The organism is Streptomyces sp. NPDC048278, from assembly GCF_040652195.1.
Lineage (GTDB): Bacteria > Actinomycetota > Actinomycetes > Streptomycetales > Streptomycetaceae > Streptomyces.
Genome location: NZ_JBEZLP010000008.1, coordinates 28,799 through 45,163, shown reverse-complemented (window position 1 = coordinate 45,163; position 16,365 = coordinate 28,799). Strand labels below are relative to the sequence as shown.

Sequence of the window (16,365 nt, the reverse complement as noted above, 5' to 3'; positions counted from 1 at the left end):
CCTCGCGGCCCACTCCGTCCCGGCCGTCCACCTGGCGGCCGACGGGAAGGCCGGGCCGCATGCACACCTGAGAAAGAGCAGCATGCCCCGCTTCAGCATCATCGTCCCGTCCCACGGGGTCGCCGGCCGGCTCTCCCAGGCGCTGGACTCGGTCCTCGCCCAGTCCTTCGGCGACCTGGAGCTGATCCCGGTCTGCGACGCGCCCGACGCCCCGGCCGCCCAGGTCGCCGCCGCCTACGCCGACCGGGACTCCCGGGTGGCCCCGGTGCACTCACCGCCGTCGGCCGGGCTGAGCGGGGCCCGGAACACCGGCATGCGGGCGGCGGGCGGCACCTACCTGCTCTTCCTCGACGGCGACGACGTACTGGTCCCGGGCGCGCTGGCGCTGCTCGACGCCCGGCTCGCCGACACCGGCGACGTGGACGTCCTGTACGCCGAGCACGAGCGGACGCCCTGGTGGGAGGGCGAGCCGGCCAATCCGACGGCTCCCCTGCTGGCCGGTCTCCCGGGCGGCGCGTTCACCCCGGACCGGGCGCCGCGGCTGACGGGCGTGGCCCTGCCGGCCTGGAGCGCGGTCTACCGCCGTGACTTCCTCACCGAGCGGCGGCTGCGCTTCCCGGACGGGCACTTCACCGACCTCGGCTGGGGCGGCCTGACCTCGGTCGCCGCCGAGCGGATCGCGGTGCTGCGCTCGGTGGTCGTACGGCACCGGCTGCGCCGCCAGGGCAGCCACCTGAACCTGCCGGGACCGCACCAGCACGAGCTCCTCGACCAGGCGGAGCTGGTGCTCGAGCGGGCCGCCGCGCTGCCGGGCGACCGGGCGCGGGCGCTGTTCGAGCAGGTGTTCGCGGTGGTGCTGCGCACGGCAGCGCGGCCGGAGCGGATGCCGTCCGGGCACCGGGCGTTCTTCCGGCGGGCGGCCCGGCTGCACCGCACGCACCGGCCGGACGGGTTCCGGATGCCGGGCGGGAGCGTGGGCGTCCAGCACCGGCTCCTCGCGGCCGGCGCCTACACCGCGTTCCGCGTGCTCCGCGGCGCCAACCGGATCGCCGCCGGTGCCGCCGGACGGCTGCCCCGCCCGCACCTGCCGCTGACCCGGCTGCGGTACGCCCTCGACCTGCGCCGCCCGCTGGATGCGAACCTCGCCGTGTACTGCGCCTACTGGGGGCGCGGCTACGTCTGCAACCCGGCCGCGATCCACGCCGTGGCCCGCGAACTCGCCCCGCACGTCCGCTCGGTGTTCCTGGTCGAGGCCGGCCAGGAACACGGCGTGCCGGACGACGTGGAGTGCGCGGTGATCGGCAGCCGCCGGTACTGGGAGGTGCTGGCCCGCGCCAAGTACCTGGTCAACAACGCCAACTTCGCCGAGGGGGTCGTCAAGCGGGCGGGCAGCGTGCACGTCCAGACGCAGCACGGCACCCCGCTGAAGAAGATGGGCGTCGACCAGTCGACGTACCCGGTGGTCGCCGCGCAGACCGGCAGCTTCACCAGGCTCCTCGGCCGCGTCGACCGCTGGGACTTCAACCTCTCCGCCAACCGCCACTCCACCCAGACCTGGGAACGCGCCTTCCCCGGCTCCTACCGGACCCTGGAGTACGGCTATCCGCGCAACGATGTCTACTACACGGCGTCCGCCCACGACGTGGTCCGGGCCCGCCGCAGGCTGGGTGTGCCCGACGGCAGGACGGCCGTGCTGTACGCGCCCACCCACCGCGACCACCACACCGGCTTCGAGTCCGGCCTCGACCTGGAGGCGTTCTGCGAGGCGGCCGGCGAGGACGTCGTCGTGCTGCTGCGCGCGCACTACTTCTACGACCGGGGCCGTCCGGCGGGCACCGGCCGGGTCATCGACGTCACCGCGCACCGCTCCGCCGAGGACGTGTGCCTGGCCGCGGACGCGCTGGTCACCGACTACTCCTCCATCATGTTCGACTACGCCAACCTGGACCGGCCGATCGTGGTCTACGCCGACGACTGGGAGGTCTACCGGCAGACCCGGGGCGTCTACTTCGACCTGATGGCCGAGCCGCCCGGACCGGTCGCCCACACCCCCGAGGAGCTGGCCCGGATCTTCCGTGACGGCTCCTACCGGGGCCCGGAGTCCCGTCGGCTGCGGGCCGCGTTCCGCTCGCGCTTCTGCCAGTTCGACGACGGCCTGGCCGCCGAGCGGGTGGTGCGGCGGGTGTTCCTCGGCCGGCCGCCGGAGGACATCCCGACGGTGATCCCGCTCGCCGAACGCCTGCCCGCCCCGGCCGCGACCCTCGTCAGGAGCTGACCGTGCCCCGACTCAGTGTGATCGTCCCCTGTTTCCAGGTGCAGGGCTTCCTCCGCGAGTGCCTAGACTCGGTCCTGGAGCAGTCCTTCCACGACGTCGAGGTGATCGCCGTCGACGACCGCTCCCCGGACGGCTGCGGCGCGATCCTCGACGAGTACGCGGACCGCGACCCGCGCGTGAAGGTCCTGCACCTGCCGGAGAACGTCGGCCTCGGCCGCGCCCGCAACGCCGGACTCCCGCACGCCACCGGCGACTTCCTCCTCTTCCTCGACAGCGACGACACCCTCACGCCGGGCGCGCTGCGCGCGGTCGCCGACCGGCTGGCGGAGACCGGCGACCCGGACGTGCTGGTCTTCGACTACGCCCGCACCTACTGGTGGGGCGGTACCCGGCGCAACGCCCTCGCGGAGCTGCTGGCTTCGACCGACGGCGTCTTCACCGCGGCCGAACGCCCGGAGATCCTCGACCTGTTGATGGTGGTGTGGAACAAGGCCTACCGGCGGGACTTCGTCGAGGAGAACGGCTTCGCCTTCCCGCCGGGCTACTACGAGGACACCCCCTGGACCTTCCCGGTCATGCTCACCGCGGCCCGGATCGCCACCCTCGACCGGATCTGTGTGAACTACCGGCAGCGCCGCCAGGGCAACATCCTCTCCACCACCAGCCGCAAGCACTTCGACGTCCACGAGCAGTACAAGCGGGTCTTCGCCTTCGTCGACGCCCACCCGGAACTGAACGGCTGGCGCCCCTGCCTGCACCGGAAGATGGGCGAGCACTGCCTGGACATCCTCGCCAAGCCGGACCGGCTGCCGCCCGCCGCCCGGGGCGAGTTCTTCCGGCGGACCGCGGAGCTGTACCGGGCGTTCCGGCCGGACGAGACCCCGGGCGCCGTCGGATCTGCCGAGGCGGCCGGGGCAGCCGGGGCCGCGGCGCCCGGCCTCGGTGTGCTGGACGGGTCGTACGCGTCGTACCTGCTGCGGGAGCAGGCCGGGCGGGCCGGACGGGCGGGCGGCAGGCAGGCGCTGCGGGTGCGGCGCGCGGCCGGAGCCCGGGCCCGGCGCGCGCTGACCGGGCTCCGTGGCCTGCGGTCGCCGGACGAGAACCTGGTCCTGTACTCGGCGGCCTCGCACCAGGGGCTGCGGGGCGACCCGGCGGCCGTGTACCGGGCGGCCCGGGAGCTCGCCCCGCAGCTGCGCGGCGTCTGGGTGGTGCGGGACGCGGAGGTCGCGGCGGGGCTGCCGGACGGGGTGGCGCACGTGCTCCTCGACTCCCCGGAGTACCTGCGGCTGACCGCCCGCGCGAAGTTCTTCGTCAACGACGTCAACTGGCCCGGCGCGCTGGTGAAACGGCCCGGCAGCGTGCACGTCCACACCCACCGGGGCACCCCGCTGAAGTACCTGGGCGCCGACCTGCTGGGCAAGCCGGGTGCCCGGCTCGGTTTCGACGTGCCGCAGATGCTGCGCCGGGCCGACCGCTGGGACCACAGCCTGGTCGCCAACCGCCACTCGGAGCTGGTGTGGGAGCGGGTCTACCCCTGCCACTTCGCGTCGGCCCGCACCGGCAGCCCGCGCAACGACGTCCTGGTCACCGGCGGCCCGACGGACTTCCGGGCCCGGCACGGCATCCCGGCCGACCACACCGTCGTGCTCTACGCGCCGACCCGCCGCGACTACGTCCGGGGCGGGCACGTCGACCGGATCGACCTGGCCCGGTTCGCCGCCGACCTCGGCGAGGGGCACACCCTGGTGGTCCGCCTGCATCCGGCGCTTGCCACCGGTCCTGCGCGCGGGATGGGCCTGGCCGAGCTGCACCGGCGCGGCATCGTGGTCGACGCGACCGGCGAACCGCACGCCGAGGAGGTCATGCTGGCCTCGGACGCCCTGGTCACCGACTACTCCTCCCTCATGTTCGACTACGCCAACCTGGACCGGCCGATCGTCGTCCACGCCGACGACTGGGCCGCGTACACCGCGAGCCGGGGCGCCTATCTCGACATCACCGCCGAGGCGCCGGGCCATGTCTCGCGCTCGTACCGGGAGTTGGCCTGGCTGTTCGCCTCGGGCGGCTGGCGGGACGAGGAGTCGGCGCGGCTGCGGGCCGACTTCCGGTCCCGGTTCTGCGAGTTCGACGACGGCCGGGCCGCCGAACGGGTCGTACGGACGCTGCTGCTCGGCGAGCCGATGCCGGAGCCGCCGGCCCGGGTGCCCGGTCCGGCCGGCGCGCGCGACCTGCTGGCGTCGACGTGAGACCGCGCACCTGGGTGCTGGTGCTGGCCGCCGTCTTCGCGGTGCTGCAACTCGCGAACGTGACCGGCCGGGACACCCCGGACTCCAAGAACTACGTGTCGTACGCGCTCACCCTGGCCGGGGCGGGCAAGCGGGAGGCGGCGGCCGAGACGGTCGACTGGGTGTGCGCGGGCAAGGCGTCGGCGGCGGAGCGTGCGCAGCGCGTGGACGTGCTGCACTTCCACGCGCCCAGTCCGGCGGGCCGGGTGTTCGCGGAGTGCCGAACCGGTGAACTGCCGCGGGTGGAACGGCGGTTGCGAGCCGGGGGCGCGCAGACGGACGGCTACGTCGTGCCGTTCGTGGCCCCTCGGCTGCGGCAGATCTTCGAGGTGCGGCCGGGGTATCCGGTGTTCCTGGTGCCGTTCGTCACCGTGTTCGGGGTGACGTGGGGGGTGTGGCTGGCGGGTGTGCTGGTCGCGGGCGCGGGCGGGGTGCTGGTCTTCCTGGTGCTGCGCACGGTGTCGGTACCGGTACCGCTCGCCCTGACCGGGCAGGCCCTGTACTACGTCCTGCCGGTCGGCACGACCGCGATGCGTCCGATGACGGAGGGCCTGATGCTGGCCCTGACCCTGACGGCGCTGTGGGGGTGCGCACGGGTCCTGACCGGGCGGGTGGGGGTGGGGGCGGTCCTGGTGGCGGGTGCATTGCTCGCGCTGTTCGCCGTGAAGCACTCGCAGGCGCTCTTCCTCGGTGCGTGCCTGGCCGGGGCCGCGGCGGTGGTCGCACTGTGGCGACGGCGCCGGTACGGGCGGGGTCCCGGGCGTGGGCGGGGTCCCGGGCGTGGGCGGGGTCCCGGGCGTGGGCAGGGGCCCGGGCGCGGGCAGGGTCCCGGGCGCGGGCAGGGTCCCGGGCGCGGGCAGGGTCCCGGGCGTGGGCAGGGTCCCGGGCGTGGGGTGGCCGTGATCGCGGTGGTGGGGTGCGGGGCGGTGGTCGGCACTCTGCTGCTCGCCCGGGTGTTGCGGTACCCCTCCGAGGCGGAGAGCGTGCAGGACCTGCTGACCGGCCACTACACCCACCCGGACCGGGCCCACCCGTGGCGGGAGTTCCTCCACCTGGAGTTCGACTTCTGGGCGGAGTGGCTGCGGCGGCAGCTGACGGCCCCGCTGTTCCCGGCCGCGCTGGCGGCCGGGGCGTGGGGAGCGCGGCGGCGGCCCGCCTTCGGCGTCTTCCTGCTGGCGGCGGCCGGGACGGGGATCCTCACCCAGGCCGGGCACCCCGACATCACCGTCTTCGGCGACCGGCTGATCGTGCTGGCGTGGCTGCTGCCGGTGGTGGGCGTGCCGCTGCTCCTCGAACCGCTGGCGCACCGGTCGGCCCCGGTTCCCGTGCAGGGATCACCCAGGGCGGTCGGCATCACTCGATGAGGTGACGGACGGCAGCGCGGTCGGGGCGGACGGGAACACTTGGCAAATGGTCCGTCCCGTCCGTTTCCTCCGGTGAGCACCGGCGCCCTGGTCCGGCGCGCCACCCGTGGCTCCACCGCCCTGCGCGGCGGTCGCGTCCGCAGACTCACCCCCTACCAGGTGTTCGGCCTGCTGTTCTGGCTGCTGATGACGCTGGCGTACTGGCGGGTGCCGCCCTGCTGCGAGGCCGGGGTGCACGCGGCGGCGGTGGCACGGCTGCGGGCGGGCCTGACGGACACCGGCGCCTCCCCGTACGTGATCGCCCAGGGCGCGCTCGCCCGGCTGACCGGACTGACGGGGTGGCAGCTGCTGCGGGTGTGCGGCCCGCTGAACCTGCTGGTGCTGCTGACGGGCCTCGGCCGGCTGGTCCGCGTCCTCACCCCGCGCCCGTGGGCGCCGGTGCTGGCGCTGGCCTTCCTGTCCGTGCTGTGGGGCACGCGGCCGGCATGGGGCGGGGGCTCGCTGGCCCTGCTGCCGCTGACCGGCAGCCTCGGCTATCCGTCCGCGTTCGCCCTCGGCCTCACCCTCTGGGCCTGGGCCCTGACCGGCGCCCGCGCCCGCGACCTGCGCCGGGTGCGCTACGTCGGCCCGAGCGGCCTGCGCAGCCTGTCCGGATACGCGGGGCTCGGTCTGCTGTACGGGACGGTGGCGCTGGTCGACCCGGTGACCGGGGTGGGCGCGGCGGCCGGGGCGGTGGCCTTCGTGGCGGGCTGGCAGCGGGGGTGGCGGGGGGCGGTGTGGGGGCGGTGGGCGCTGCTGTGCACGGTGGCGGCGGCCGTACTCGCCTGCGGGACGCACGCCCGCGTGCTGCCGTCGTCGCCCTACGGGTCGTACGCCGACCCGGGCGGGTGGGCCGGCCAGTGCTGGCTGGCCCTGCTCGGACTGCCGGCACTGTGGCTGCGGGCACGGCGGGCGGGCGGGGCGACGGCGGGCGGGCCGGTGCGGCGCGGGCCGACGCCGGACGGGCCGATGCCGGACGGGCCGATGCCGGACGGGCCGATGCCGGACGGGCCAAGGCGGCGCGGGCCGGTGCGGCCGACGGCGTGGCCTGCGGCCTGGCGTGATCCGTTGGTGCTGTTGTTCGCGCTGGAGTGCCTGGTGCTGGTGTGCGGGCGGCTCGCCGGGCTGCTCGGGCTCGTGCTGCTGGCGCCGCAGTGTGCGCTCGCCGTGGAGCTGGCGGCGGAGCGGCCCTGGTGCAGGTGGCGGCGGGCGCTGGGCTGGGCCGCCGCCGGCGCGGTCTGCCTGGGCTTTCTGGCCGCGCAGGCCGGGGCGGTCGTGCCGCGCTCGGTGGACCCGGTCGGCTTCGTGCAGCCGCCGCGCTGGCCGTCGTACGACTGGGCGGCCCGGCACATCGGCCCGGGGGAACCGGTGGTCACGGACGCCTACTACGCCGTCCGGCTGCTCCCCGGGTACGGCATCGACCTGGCCGACGGCCACGACCACCGCCCCCGGGTGCGCTGGCTGCTGCTGACGCGGCAGGAGCGGCTGCCCGCGGAGGCGGTGGTGGTGGACTGGAGCCGGCGAACCGGGGAGGTGCTCGCGCGGCTCACCCGGACGGGGGACATGTCCCCGGTGCCGCTGGTCACCCGATCGGTTACTCGATGACGAGCTCGACCGGGATGTTGCCCTTGGTGGCCTTGGAGTAGGGGCAGAAGGCGTGGGCCTGGTGGACCAGCTTCTCGCCGGTCTCGTTGGCGAGCGCCTCGGGAAGCTCGACGCGCAGGGTGACCTTGAGCGCGAAGCCGCCGTCGGACTCGTCCTTGCCGATGCCGACCTCGGCGGTGACGGAGATCTCGCCGGTGTCGACCTTGGCCTGGCGGCCGATGGCGCCGAGGGCGCTGGCGAAGCAGGCGGCGTAACCGGCGGCGAAGAGCTGCTCGGGGTTGGTGCCCTGGCCGTTGCCGCCCAGCGCGGGCGGGAACGCCAGCGTGAGGTCCAGCTGGCCGTCCGAGCTGACCGCCCGTCCTTCCCGGCCGGTGGCGGTGGCGGCTGCGGTGTAGATGGCGTCCATGGAAGACCGTCCCTCTCGACGTACTCGACGTATCCGTGTTCCGGCGGCTCCCGTTCCGGCCGCCCTCACGACCACAAGTAGAGCACACAATTCAATTGCTCACAACTAAATGACCCACAAGCGCTACGATTGAGCCATGACCGCGACGACCCCGACCGCCGGCCCCGCCCCCGAGGCCGAGTGGCTCCACCTGGACCGCCAGATCTGCTTCTCCCTGCACGCCGCGTCCCGCGCCTTCAACGGCGTCTACCGCGTGATCCTCAAGGACCTCGGGCTCACCTACCCGCAGTACCTGGTGATGCTCGTGCTGTGGGAGCAGGGCGACCTGCCGGTCAAGAAGCTCGGCGAACACCTGCGTCTGGACTCCGGCACCCTCTCCCCGCTGCTCAAGCGCCTGGAGGCGGCGGGCCTGGTGCGCCGCGAACGCAGCACGCGCGACGAACGCTCGGTGGAGGTACGGCTCACGGAGGAGGGCACCGCGCTGCGCGAGCGGGCGCTGGAGGTGCCGCGGAGGATCGTGGCGGCGACGGGCTTCGACGTCGAGGAGATCCGGGACCTGAAGACGCGGCTCGACCAGCTGACGGGGACGCTGGACGCGGCGGCGCTGGAAGAAGGCTCGTCCTGACGCGCCCCTTCTTCTGGGGGCGCGGGGAACTGCGCGTCTTTCAGGGGCGCGGGGCTGCTGCCGATGTGCGGCTGGCGCCGCGTGGGCGCGACAAGCCCCCACCCACCCGCAGCCCGGACTCGTCCGAGCCCACCCGGATCGGCCGCACGTACAACCTCAGCGCAACCCGGTCGATCACCATCTCCTGGCGCAGCACGAACTGCTGGTTCAGCACGGCGAACTTGGCCCGCTCCGTCCCCAGCCGCGGCCGGTACCCGCTCACCAGCGCGTACTTCTCCATCACGGCCCACACCTCGTCGACCCCCGCCAACCGCCGCCGCAGCACCCCCGCCCCCACCTCCCGCCCGTACAACGTCCCGGACTCCGCCCCCGGTTCGGCCAGTGCGACGTCCCACGTGCCCTTGAAGTCGGCGGGATACGCGAGCTCCGCCCCGCGCGCGTGGGCCGGCAGGAACAGCACGGGGTCGCCGGGCCGCAGCACCCGGGCCACCGCCGCCGCGACCGCCCCGAGGTCGTCCGGACGGGTGCCCGGCACCCGGTCCGCCCGCAGCAGCGGCACCTGGTGGGTGAAGGCGAGGAGCACCGCCAGGACCCCGGCCAGGGTGAGCGCGGGCGACCGGGGCGCCGTCTGCGTGCCGTGGGACCAGAGCCGGCCGAGCACCCGGGCGACCTGGTCCGCGCCGAGCGCCACCAGCAGCGGGGCACCGGCGAGCGCGTACAGCACGTACCGGTCGACGTAGAGCGGTGTGAGCTGCGAGGCCAGCATCAGTGCCACCGGTGGCAGCACCGCGAGCGGCAGCGCGACCGCCGCGAGGGTCACCTCGCCGCGCCGGCCCACCAGCCGCGTCAGCCCGAGCAGTCCCAGCGCCAGGCACACCCAGTACACCCCGTCGGCCGGTCCGAGGTACTGGCGCAGCAACTCCTGCGCGGTCTCCACGTCCGGCTCCCGCAACCAGGCCACCTGGGCCGACTGCCCGTGCGAGACCACGACCATCGGCAGCAGCGACAGCGCCACGCCCCCGGCCGCGCAGCCCCACCCCCGCCACACCCTTCCCGACGAACGGGCCAGCGCCAGAGTTCCCGCGTGCGCGAGCAGCAGCAGGACGGCGAACTCGTGCAGCCAGCAGGTGACTCCGAGGACGGCGCCGTACCACCACCAGGCCCGCCGCCCCTCCCCCCGCACCGCCCGGACGAGGAGCAGCGTCGCGCCGGTGGCGCCCGCGGCGACCAGGGCGTACGAGCGGCCCTCCTGCGCGTAGTGGCCGACCAGCGGGGTGACCGCGTACAGCAGCCCGGCCCACAGGCCGACCCGGGGCCGGGCCAGGCGGCTGCCGAGGACGGCCACCAGGGCGGCGGTGACGGCCGCCGCGCACACCGAGGGCAGCCGCAGGACGACCTCGCCGGGGTGGCCGGGGTCGGCACCTAGAACGAGGTGCATCAGCAGGTAGTACAGGCCGTGCACCGCGTCGACGTCGTGCAGCAGCCGCCAGATCTGCGGCACCGTGCGCCGGGCGACCTGGTAGGTGACGGCCTCGTCGCGCCACATGCCGCCGCGGTGCAGCCCCCAGAACCCGACGGCGAGCATCGCCGCGGCCGGGACGGCCACGGCGAGGAGCCGGGCGGCCCGCGGCCACCGGGGCGGGCCGCCCAACGGGCGCGGCCGACTCCGTGGAGCCGGCCGGCTGTCGTCTTCTGTTCGTGTCGTACGCGGATGTGTTCTTACGAGAGGCCCGATACTCACCACGGCCCGATCTTTTGCGATTAGCCAACCTTTGCCGGGTATTGACGGCGTATCGGCATGGATACACCATCCGCGCGGCTTACGCTCGCGGTCGATGAACCGCCACCCGTACACTCCGCTTCCGCGCGTCCCGTTCGCCCCGCCTGTTCGACTCCCGCGCCTTCCCCCCCGCCTCTTCCCGCCGCTGCTCCGCCTCGCCGTCGCCTGGGCGGTCACGCGCGCGGTGATGCTGTGGCTCCTCGCCCACAACAACGAGCGGTCGCTGGGGCACGGATCGGTCGCGCGCGAAGTGTGGCGGCTGTACTTCCACTGGTACGGCGTGCTGTCGCACGGCGCGTTCCCGGCCCACGACACGTTGTGGCAGTACCCGCCGGGTGCCGGCGCGGTGCTGCTCGCGCCGGGGCTGGTGCCCGGACTCAGCTATTTCCAGGCGTTCGTGGCGCTCACCCTGGCCACCGACGCGCTGGTCACGGCGGCTCTCGCCCGCGCGGGCCGGCGCCCCGGCCGCACGCTCCTCGGCGCGGCCCTGTGGACCGGCGGTCTGCCGCTCCTCCTGCACCTCCCGCTGGCCCGCTACGACGTGGAGGTCACCGCTTTCGCCGTGCTCTCGCTGCTGGCGCTGTCGCGCTCCACGCGCGCGTGCGGTGCGCTCGCGGCACTGGGCGCGCTGGTGAAGGTGTGGCCGGCGCTGGTGCTGCTGGGCCTGGAGCGCGGACGTCCGACCCGCGGGGCGTGGCTGACCGCGGCCCTGACGGGGGCCGTGACCCTCGCCGTCTTCGTGGTGTCCTTCCGCAACCCGCTCGCCTTCCTCCGTCAGCAGGGCGGCCGGGGCGTGCAGATCGAGTCGCTCGGCGGGACCGCGCTGAGCCTCGCGCGGCACGCCGGCTGGCGGGGCACCACCCGCTACCAGTACGGCGCGATCGAGCTGGTCGGCCCGCACGTGCACGCGGTCGCGACCGTCTCCCTCGCGCTCACCGCGGTCGCCTTCGCGCTGCTGGTGCTGTGGCGGGTCCGGGCCCGGCACTGGTCCCCGGCCACGCCGTACGACGCGGCGCTGAGCGCCGTACTCCTGTTCACCGTCACCAGCCGGGTGATCAGTCCGCAGTACATGATCTGGCTGCTCGGCCTGGCCGCCGTCTGCCTGACCTCCCGGCACACCACCCAGCGTCCGGTCGCCGCGCTCGTCCTGGCGGCGACCGCGCTGAGTGCCGTCGCCTACCCCGCGTTCTACGCCGAGGTCGTCCACTGCACCTGGACCGGCTGCCTGCTGATGCTCGCCCGCAACGGGCTGCTCGCCACGGCCGCCGTGCTCTCCCTGACCCGGCTGTGGCGCGCCACCCGCCGCCGCGAGAACACGGCAGGTGTCCGCATGACCGCGGTACGTCACACGGCCCGTCCACAGATGTCGGCGGCACCTGGTTCACTGAGGAGTGACCGCGGCTGACGAACACCACGGGCCAACACCACGGGCCAACTCACGGAGGGGACGGCCACACATGACCTGGCTGATCACCGGCGGCGCCGGCTACATCGGGGCGCATGTCGTACGCGCGATGGCGGAGGCGGGCGAGCGGACGGTGGTGTACGACGACCTGTCCACCGGCATCGCCGAGCGCCTGCCGGAGGACGTGCCGCTGGTGACGGGCTCCACACTGGACGGTGAGAAGGTCGCGCGGGTCCTGGCCGAGCACGAGGTGACCGGGGTCGTGCACCTGGCCGCGAAGAAGCAGGTCGGGGAGTCGGTGGACCGCCCGCTGCACTACTACCACGAGAACGTCGAAGGCCTGCGCGTCCTGCTCCGGGCCGTGACGGAGGCCCAGGTCCCGTCCTTCGTGTTCTCCTCCTCCGCGGCGGTCTACGGCATGCCGGACGTCGACCTGGTGACGGAGGAGACGCCGTGCGTGCCGATGTCGCCGTACGGCGAGACGAAGCTGGCGGGCGAGTGGCTGGTCCGCGCGACGGGCCGGGCCACCGGCCTGTCCACCGCCTCGCTCCGCTACTTCAACGTGGCCGGCGCGGCCCGCCCCGAACTCGCCGACGTCGGCGTCTACAACCTCGTCCCGATGGTCTTCGAGAAGCTCACGGAGCACGCGGCGCCGCGCATCTTCGGCGACGACTACGCGACCCCGGACGGCACCTGCGTCCGCGACTACATCCACGTGGTCGACCTCGCCGAGGCCCACGTGGCCGCGGCCCGCGCCCTCCAGGCCGAGCCGGGCCGTGCGCTCACGCTCAACATCGGGCGCGGCGAGGGTGTCTCGGTCCGCGAGATGATCGACCGCATCAACGCCGTCACCGGCTACGACCTCCCCCCTGCCGTCGCCCCCCGCCGCCCCGGCGACCCGGCCCGCGTCGTCGCCTCCGCCGACCGCATCACCACCGAACTCGGCTGGAAGGCCAAACACGACGTCCACGACATGATCACCTCCGCCTGGGACGGCTGGGTACGCCTCCATCCGGAAGCGACCCACGACTGACACACCACCCGAACCGCCGGGCCCACCGCACCACGACCCCGACCACCGGCCCGACGACCCTGTCGCCTGAGGCTCTGTCACTCCGTGGGTCTGCGGGCCTGTTTGATCTCCTCGGTGATGGCCCAGGCGTCCGCCACCGGGCCCACGTGGGCGAGTTTGTCGGGGTTGAGGACGAGGCGGATCGCCTGGACGTGGCCGTCGAGGATGTCGAGGGCGAAGGTCTGGAGGACCTTGCCGTTCCGGTCGCGGAAGATCGCGCCGGGCTGGCCGTTGACCTCGTGCTGCTCGCAGGTGACGTCGATCCGGAACAGCAGCGGGACGACGGCGGCGAGGAGGCGGGCCACGTTCTGGGCGCCCAGCACCGCGCGGGCCAGCTGCGGGGCCTTGCCGCCGGCGTCGCCGACCAGCGACACGTCGGCGGCGAGCAGGTCCCGCAGGCCGGCCAGGTCACCTTCGTGGAGGGCCTCGAAGAAACGTGCGGCCAGTTCGTCGCGCTCCCTGCGGTCCGCCTCGAAGCGGGGGCGGCCGTCGGCCATGTGGCGCCGGGCCCGGACCGCCAGCTGGCGGCAGGCGGCCTCCGAGCGGCCGACCGCCGACGCGACCTCGGGGAAGCCGAAGTCGAACACCTCGCGCAGGACGAAGACCGCACGCTCCAGCGGGCTGAGCCGCTCCAGGAGCAGCAGGGCCGCCATCGACACCGAGTCGGCCAGCTCCGCCGACCGCACCGGATCCTCGTAGGGGTCGGCGAGCAGCGGCTCGGGGAACCACGGGCCGACGTACTCCTCGCGCCGGACCCGGGCCGAGCGCAGCACGTCGATCGAGATCCGGGTCACCGCCGCCGACAGGAACGCCTTCGGCGACCTGACCTCGGTCGGCGAGCCGGCGAAGCGCAGCCAGGCCTCCTGGACGGCGTCCTCGGCCTCGCCGACGCTGCCCAGCAGCCGGTACGCGATCGAGAACAGCAGCGGTCGCAGCTCCTGGAACTCCTCGGCCCTGGCCCTGTCCTTCATGTCCACTCCCCCGCCATGTCCACTCCCCCGCTTCCGCAAGCCCGATGTACCCCATGTCCCGGTGCCCGGTCAGGCCCGGCGCCCGGTCGGTTCCGGTGCCCTGTCAGAAGGCGCCCGGGCCGAACCGGCCCACCGCGACGGCCAGCGCCAGCGCCAGGTAGAACAGGTTCAGCGCCACGAACGCCCGCTCGCCGCGCCGGCCATGGGTGATCATCGCGCCGATCATCAGCAGGATCCAGGCGGTGGCGGTCACCGGCACCAGCACCGGCGCGATGCCGGTGACGGCGGGCAGGACCAGGCCCGCCGCGGCCAGGAGTTCGAGGACGCCGAGCGTCCGCACGAAACCGTCGCCGACGTCACCGGTCCAGCCGCCGCCGTGCGCCGCGGCCAGCTTCTCCCGCGGCACGAACGTCTTGCTGATCCCGCCGGCCAGCGCCACCGCCGCGAGCAGCCCGGCGGTGATCCACAGCGCAAGGTTCATCGTCCACTCCCTGATCGAGGATGTCTGCGCCCTCTACGACGAGACGGCCGCCGCGCCTGTGACATCCGCGCCCGAGTGGTTACAGCGCCTTGAGCGCCTCCGTGGTCCCGCGGGCCAGCGCCGCCAGGTACCCCTTCGGCAGCTTCGGGGTGCGGATCACCACCGAGCGCCAGTACAGCGGCCCGGAGATCAGGTCCATGGCCAGGTCGTCGTCGAGGCCCTCGGCGAGCTCACCGCGCCGCTGCGCCGCCTCGATGATCTTGCTGGCGACGCCCTCCTGGCCCTCGCGCAGCGTCTTCTGCATGGCCTCGGCGATGTCGGGGTTGCGTGCCGCCTCGGCCTGCAGGTCCGGGATGATCTGGGAGGCGACCGGATGGCGCAGCGCACGGGACGTGACCTCGTACAGCAGCCGCAGGTCGCCCTCGAGGGAGCCGGTGTCGGGCACCGGCAGGCCCATCACGGCGAGGGCCGAGACGACGTCGAGGACCAGGTGCAGCTTGGAGCGCCAGCGGCGGTAGACGGCGGTCTTGCCGACGCCGGCCCGGCGCGCGATGCCCTCGATCGACATCCGGGCATACCCGACCGCCGCGAGCTCCTCGAAGACGGCGGCCCGGATGGCCTCGGTCACGTCCTCGCGGAGGACGGCCGCCCCGGCGGGGGCTCGTCGGCGCGGACGCGTCTGGGACTCCTCGGCGTTCGTCGTCATGTCTCCCAGCATAGGGGCGTAACGACGAAACGGTTGCGTTCCGACGACACACCGACACCGTGCCGCCACCCGAACGCCGCAACGCGGTCGCGGCACGGTCGCGGCACGGCCGCAGTGCGGTCACGACGCGGTCGCACTGAACACGCCCCAGCTCACCGCCGTACCGAACACGTGACCGCAACACACCACAACGAATCGGTCGCGCCCCGACCTCGAAAGTGTTACGGCACACATCCTTCCGTGACGACGAAACGGTTGCGTTCCGACGCCAACTCGGCCTACGCTCCCGTTGCGACGATACGGTCCCGTCCCGACGTAAGAAAACGTGAAGAGAAGCGTAAGCAAACGCCGGATGTACGGGCCCGGCCCCCGCCGGACGCCGCACCCCCACCCTCCGAGTGAAAGCAGCGGATGTGACCCAGGTTCTCCACACACCGCCCCCGGCCCCGGTCACGGCCGAGGACGACCTCGCGGCACTCGCCGCCCGGCACGGTCTCTCGGTCAGCGGCGCCCGTCCCTCCCTGCCCCAGTACATCGGCCAGCTGTGGGCCCGACGGCACTTCATCGTCGCGTTCGCCACCGCCAAGCTCACCGCCCAGTACGCCCAGGCGAAGCTCGGCCAGGTCTGGCAGGTCATGACCCCGCTGCTGAACGCCACGGTGTACTACTTCATCTTCGGCATCCTGCTGGAGTCCAAGAAGGGTGTGCCGGACTACATCCCGTTCCTGGTCACGGGCGTGTTCATCTGGACGTTCACGTCGAGCTCGATCATGACCGGCACCCGCGCGATCGCCGGCAACCTCGGTCTCGTCCGCGCCCTGCACTTCCCGCGGGCCGCGCTCCCGATCTCCTTCTGCCTCCAGCAGCTCCAGCAGCTGCTGTTCTCCATGTGCGCCCTGGTCGTCATCCTGCTCTGCTTCGGCGTGCCGGTCTCCGCCTCCTGGGTGCTGGCCATCCCGGCGCTGCTCCTGCAGTTCATGTTCAACACCGGCATGTCGCTGATCATGGCCCGCTGGGGCGCCAAGACCCCGGACATCTCCCAGCTGATGCCGTTCGTGCTGCGCACCTGGATGTACATCTCCGGCGTCATGTGGAGCATCGACAAGCTGACCGGCAAGCACAAGGGCATGCCGGACTGGGTGGGTCCGGTCCTCAAGGACAACCCGGCCGCCGTCTACATCGACCTGATGCGCTACTCCCTGATCGACAGCTTCCACGGCAGCCAGCTGCCGCCGCACGTGTGGCTCGTCGCGACCGGCTGGGCCGTGGTCGTCGGAGTCGGCGGGTTCATCTACTTCTGGAAGGCTGAGGAGACGTACGGCCGTGGCTGAGAACCTGAGCGACACCCCCG

The 16,365-nt window shown here is 73.6% G+C and carries 13 protein-coding genes; 8 read left to right on the top strand and 5 right to left on the bottom strand.

Features of this window, described 5'->3' with window-relative positions:
- Positions 1-82: 82 nt before the first annotated feature.
- From AB0D74_RS16350 to AB0D74_RS16335, 4 genes are all read left to right on the top strand, one after another.
- Positions 83-2,275, top strand: a complete 2,193-nt coding sequence (locus tag AB0D74_RS16350; RefSeq protein ID WP_362586122.1) for a bifunctional glycosyltransferase family 2 protein/CDP-glycerol:glycerophosphate glycerophosphotransferase — start codon at positions 83-85, stop codon at positions 2,273-2,275.
- 2 nt (positions 2,276-2,277) lie between these two features.
- Complete coding sequence (locus AB0D74_RS16345; RefSeq protein ID WP_362586119.1) at positions 2,278-4,521, top strand: CDP-glycerol glycerophosphotransferase family protein; 2,244 nt, start codon at positions 2,278-2,280, stop codon at positions 4,519-4,521.
- Positions 4,518-5,924, top strand: coding sequence for a hypothetical protein (locus AB0D74_RS16340; RefSeq protein ID WP_362586117.1), 1,407 nt, complete (start codon positions 4,518-4,520; stop codon positions 5,922-5,924). The genes AB0D74_RS16345 and AB0D74_RS16340 overlap by 4 nt, the downstream gene beginning before the upstream one ends.
- Positions 5,925-5,996: 72 nt before the next feature.
- Positions 5,997-7,568, top strand: a complete 1,572-nt coding sequence (locus AB0D74_RS16335; RefSeq protein ID WP_362586114.1) for a hypothetical protein — start codon at positions 5,997-5,999, stop codon at positions 7,566-7,568.
- Here the strand turns inward: AB0D74_RS16335 and AB0D74_RS16330 are convergent.
- On the bottom strand, positions 7,558-7,974 hold the full coding sequence (locus tag AB0D74_RS16330) for an organic hydroperoxide resistance protein (RefSeq protein WP_362586111.1): 417 nt from the start codon (positions 7,972-7,974) through the stop codon (positions 7,558-7,560). The two genes, AB0D74_RS16335 and AB0D74_RS16330, sit on opposite strands and share 11 nt — an antisense overlap.
- A 136-nt stretch (positions 7,975-8,110) precedes the next feature.
- On the opposite strand from AB0D74_RS16330, the gene AB0D74_RS16325 reads away from it, so the two are divergent.
- Positions 8,111-8,599: a MarR family transcriptional regulator gene (locus AB0D74_RS16325; protein WP_362586108.1), complete on the top strand. Its 489-nt coding sequence runs from the start codon at positions 8,111-8,113 to the stop codon at positions 8,597-8,599.
- Positions 8,600-8,639: 40 nt separating this feature from the next.
- On the opposite strand, the gene AB0D74_RS16320 is transcribed toward AB0D74_RS16325, so the two are convergent.
- Positions 8,640-10,250 carry a glycosyltransferase family 39 protein gene (locus tag AB0D74_RS16320; protein ID WP_362586105.1) on the bottom strand — a complete coding sequence of 537 codons (1,611 nt, stop codon included), beginning with the start codon at positions 10,248-10,250 and terminating at the stop codon, positions 8,640-8,642.
- Positions 10,251-10,566: 316 nt separating this feature from the next.
- Between AB0D74_RS16320 and AB0D74_RS16315 the strand changes: the two genes are divergently transcribed.
- On the top strand, positions 10,567-11,784 hold the full coding sequence (locus tag AB0D74_RS16315; RefSeq protein ID WP_362586836.1) for a glycosyltransferase family 87 protein: 1,218 nt from the start codon (positions 10,567-10,569) through the stop codon (positions 11,782-11,784).
- A 52-nt stretch (positions 11,785-11,836) separates the two neighbouring features.
- Positions 11,837-12,817, top strand: a complete 981-nt coding sequence (gene galE / locus AB0D74_RS16310; RefSeq protein ID WP_362586102.1) for a UDP-glucose 4-epimerase GalE — start codon at positions 11,837-11,839, stop codon at positions 12,815-12,817.
- Positions 12,818-12,894: 77 nt separating this feature from the next.
- On the opposite strand, the gene AB0D74_RS16305 is transcribed toward galE, so the two are convergent.
- The 3 genes from AB0D74_RS16305 to AB0D74_RS16295 all read right to left on the bottom strand — a co-directional run bounded on the left by AB0D74_RS16305 (position 12,895) and on the right by AB0D74_RS16295 (position 15,026).
- The gene (locus AB0D74_RS16305; RefSeq protein ID WP_362586099.1) at positions 12,895-13,827 is read right to left on the bottom strand and encodes an RNA polymerase sigma-70 factor; all 933 of its coding nucleotides are present in this window, start codon (positions 13,825-13,827) and stop codon (positions 12,895-12,897) included.
- A gap of 103 nt (positions 13,828-13,930) precedes the next feature.
- Positions 13,931-14,308: a DoxX family protein gene (locus AB0D74_RS16300; RefSeq protein WP_362586096.1), complete on the bottom strand. Its 378-nt coding sequence runs from the start codon at positions 14,306-14,308 to the stop codon at positions 13,931-13,933.
- A gap of 79 nt (positions 14,309-14,387) precedes the next feature.
- Complete coding sequence (locus AB0D74_RS16295; RefSeq protein ID WP_362586094.1) at positions 14,388-15,026, bottom strand: TetR/AcrR family transcriptional regulator; 639 nt, start codon at positions 15,024-15,026, stop codon at positions 14,388-14,390.
- Between the two features lie 401 nt (positions 15,027-15,427).
- On the opposite strand from AB0D74_RS16295, the gene AB0D74_RS16290 reads away from it, so the two are divergent.
- Positions 15,428-16,345 carry an ABC transporter permease gene (locus tag AB0D74_RS16290; RefSeq protein ID WP_362586091.1) on the top strand — a complete coding sequence of 306 codons (918 nt, stop codon included), beginning with the start codon at positions 15,428-15,430 and terminating at the stop codon, positions 16,343-16,345.
- Positions 16,346-16,365 lie beyond the last annotated feature (20 nt).

Coding starts and splice junctions, on each gene's coding strand:
- AB0D74_RS16295 (WP_362586094.1), bottom strand. CDS start 15,026: ATGCTGGGAGACATGACGACGAACGCCGAGGAGTCCCAGACGCGTCCG.
- AB0D74_RS16350 (WP_362586122.1), top strand. CDS start 83: ATGCCCCGCTTCAGCATCATCGTCCCGTCCCACGGGGTCGCCGGCCGG.
- AB0D74_RS16325 (WP_362586108.1), top strand. CDS start 8,111: ATGACCGCGACGACCCCGACCGCCGGCCCCGCCCCCGAGGCCGAGTGG.
- AB0D74_RS16300 (WP_362586096.1), bottom strand. CDS start 14,308: ATGAACCTTGCGCTGTGGATCACCGCCGGGCTGCTCGCGGCGGTGGCG.
- AB0D74_RS16305 (WP_362586099.1), bottom strand. CDS start 13,827: ATGAAGGACAGGGCCAGGGCCGAGGAGTTCCAGGAGCTGCGACCGCTG.
- AB0D74_RS16315 (WP_362586836.1), top strand. CDS start 10,567: ATGCTGTGGCTCCTCGCCCACAACAACGAGCGGTCGCTGGGGCACGGA.
- galE (WP_362586102.1), top strand. CDS start 11,837: ATGACCTGGCTGATCACCGGCGGCGCCGGCTACATCGGGGCGCATGTC.
- AB0D74_RS16330 (WP_362586111.1), bottom strand. CDS start 7,974: ATGGACGCCATCTACACCGCAGCCGCCACCGCCACCGGCCGGGAAGGA.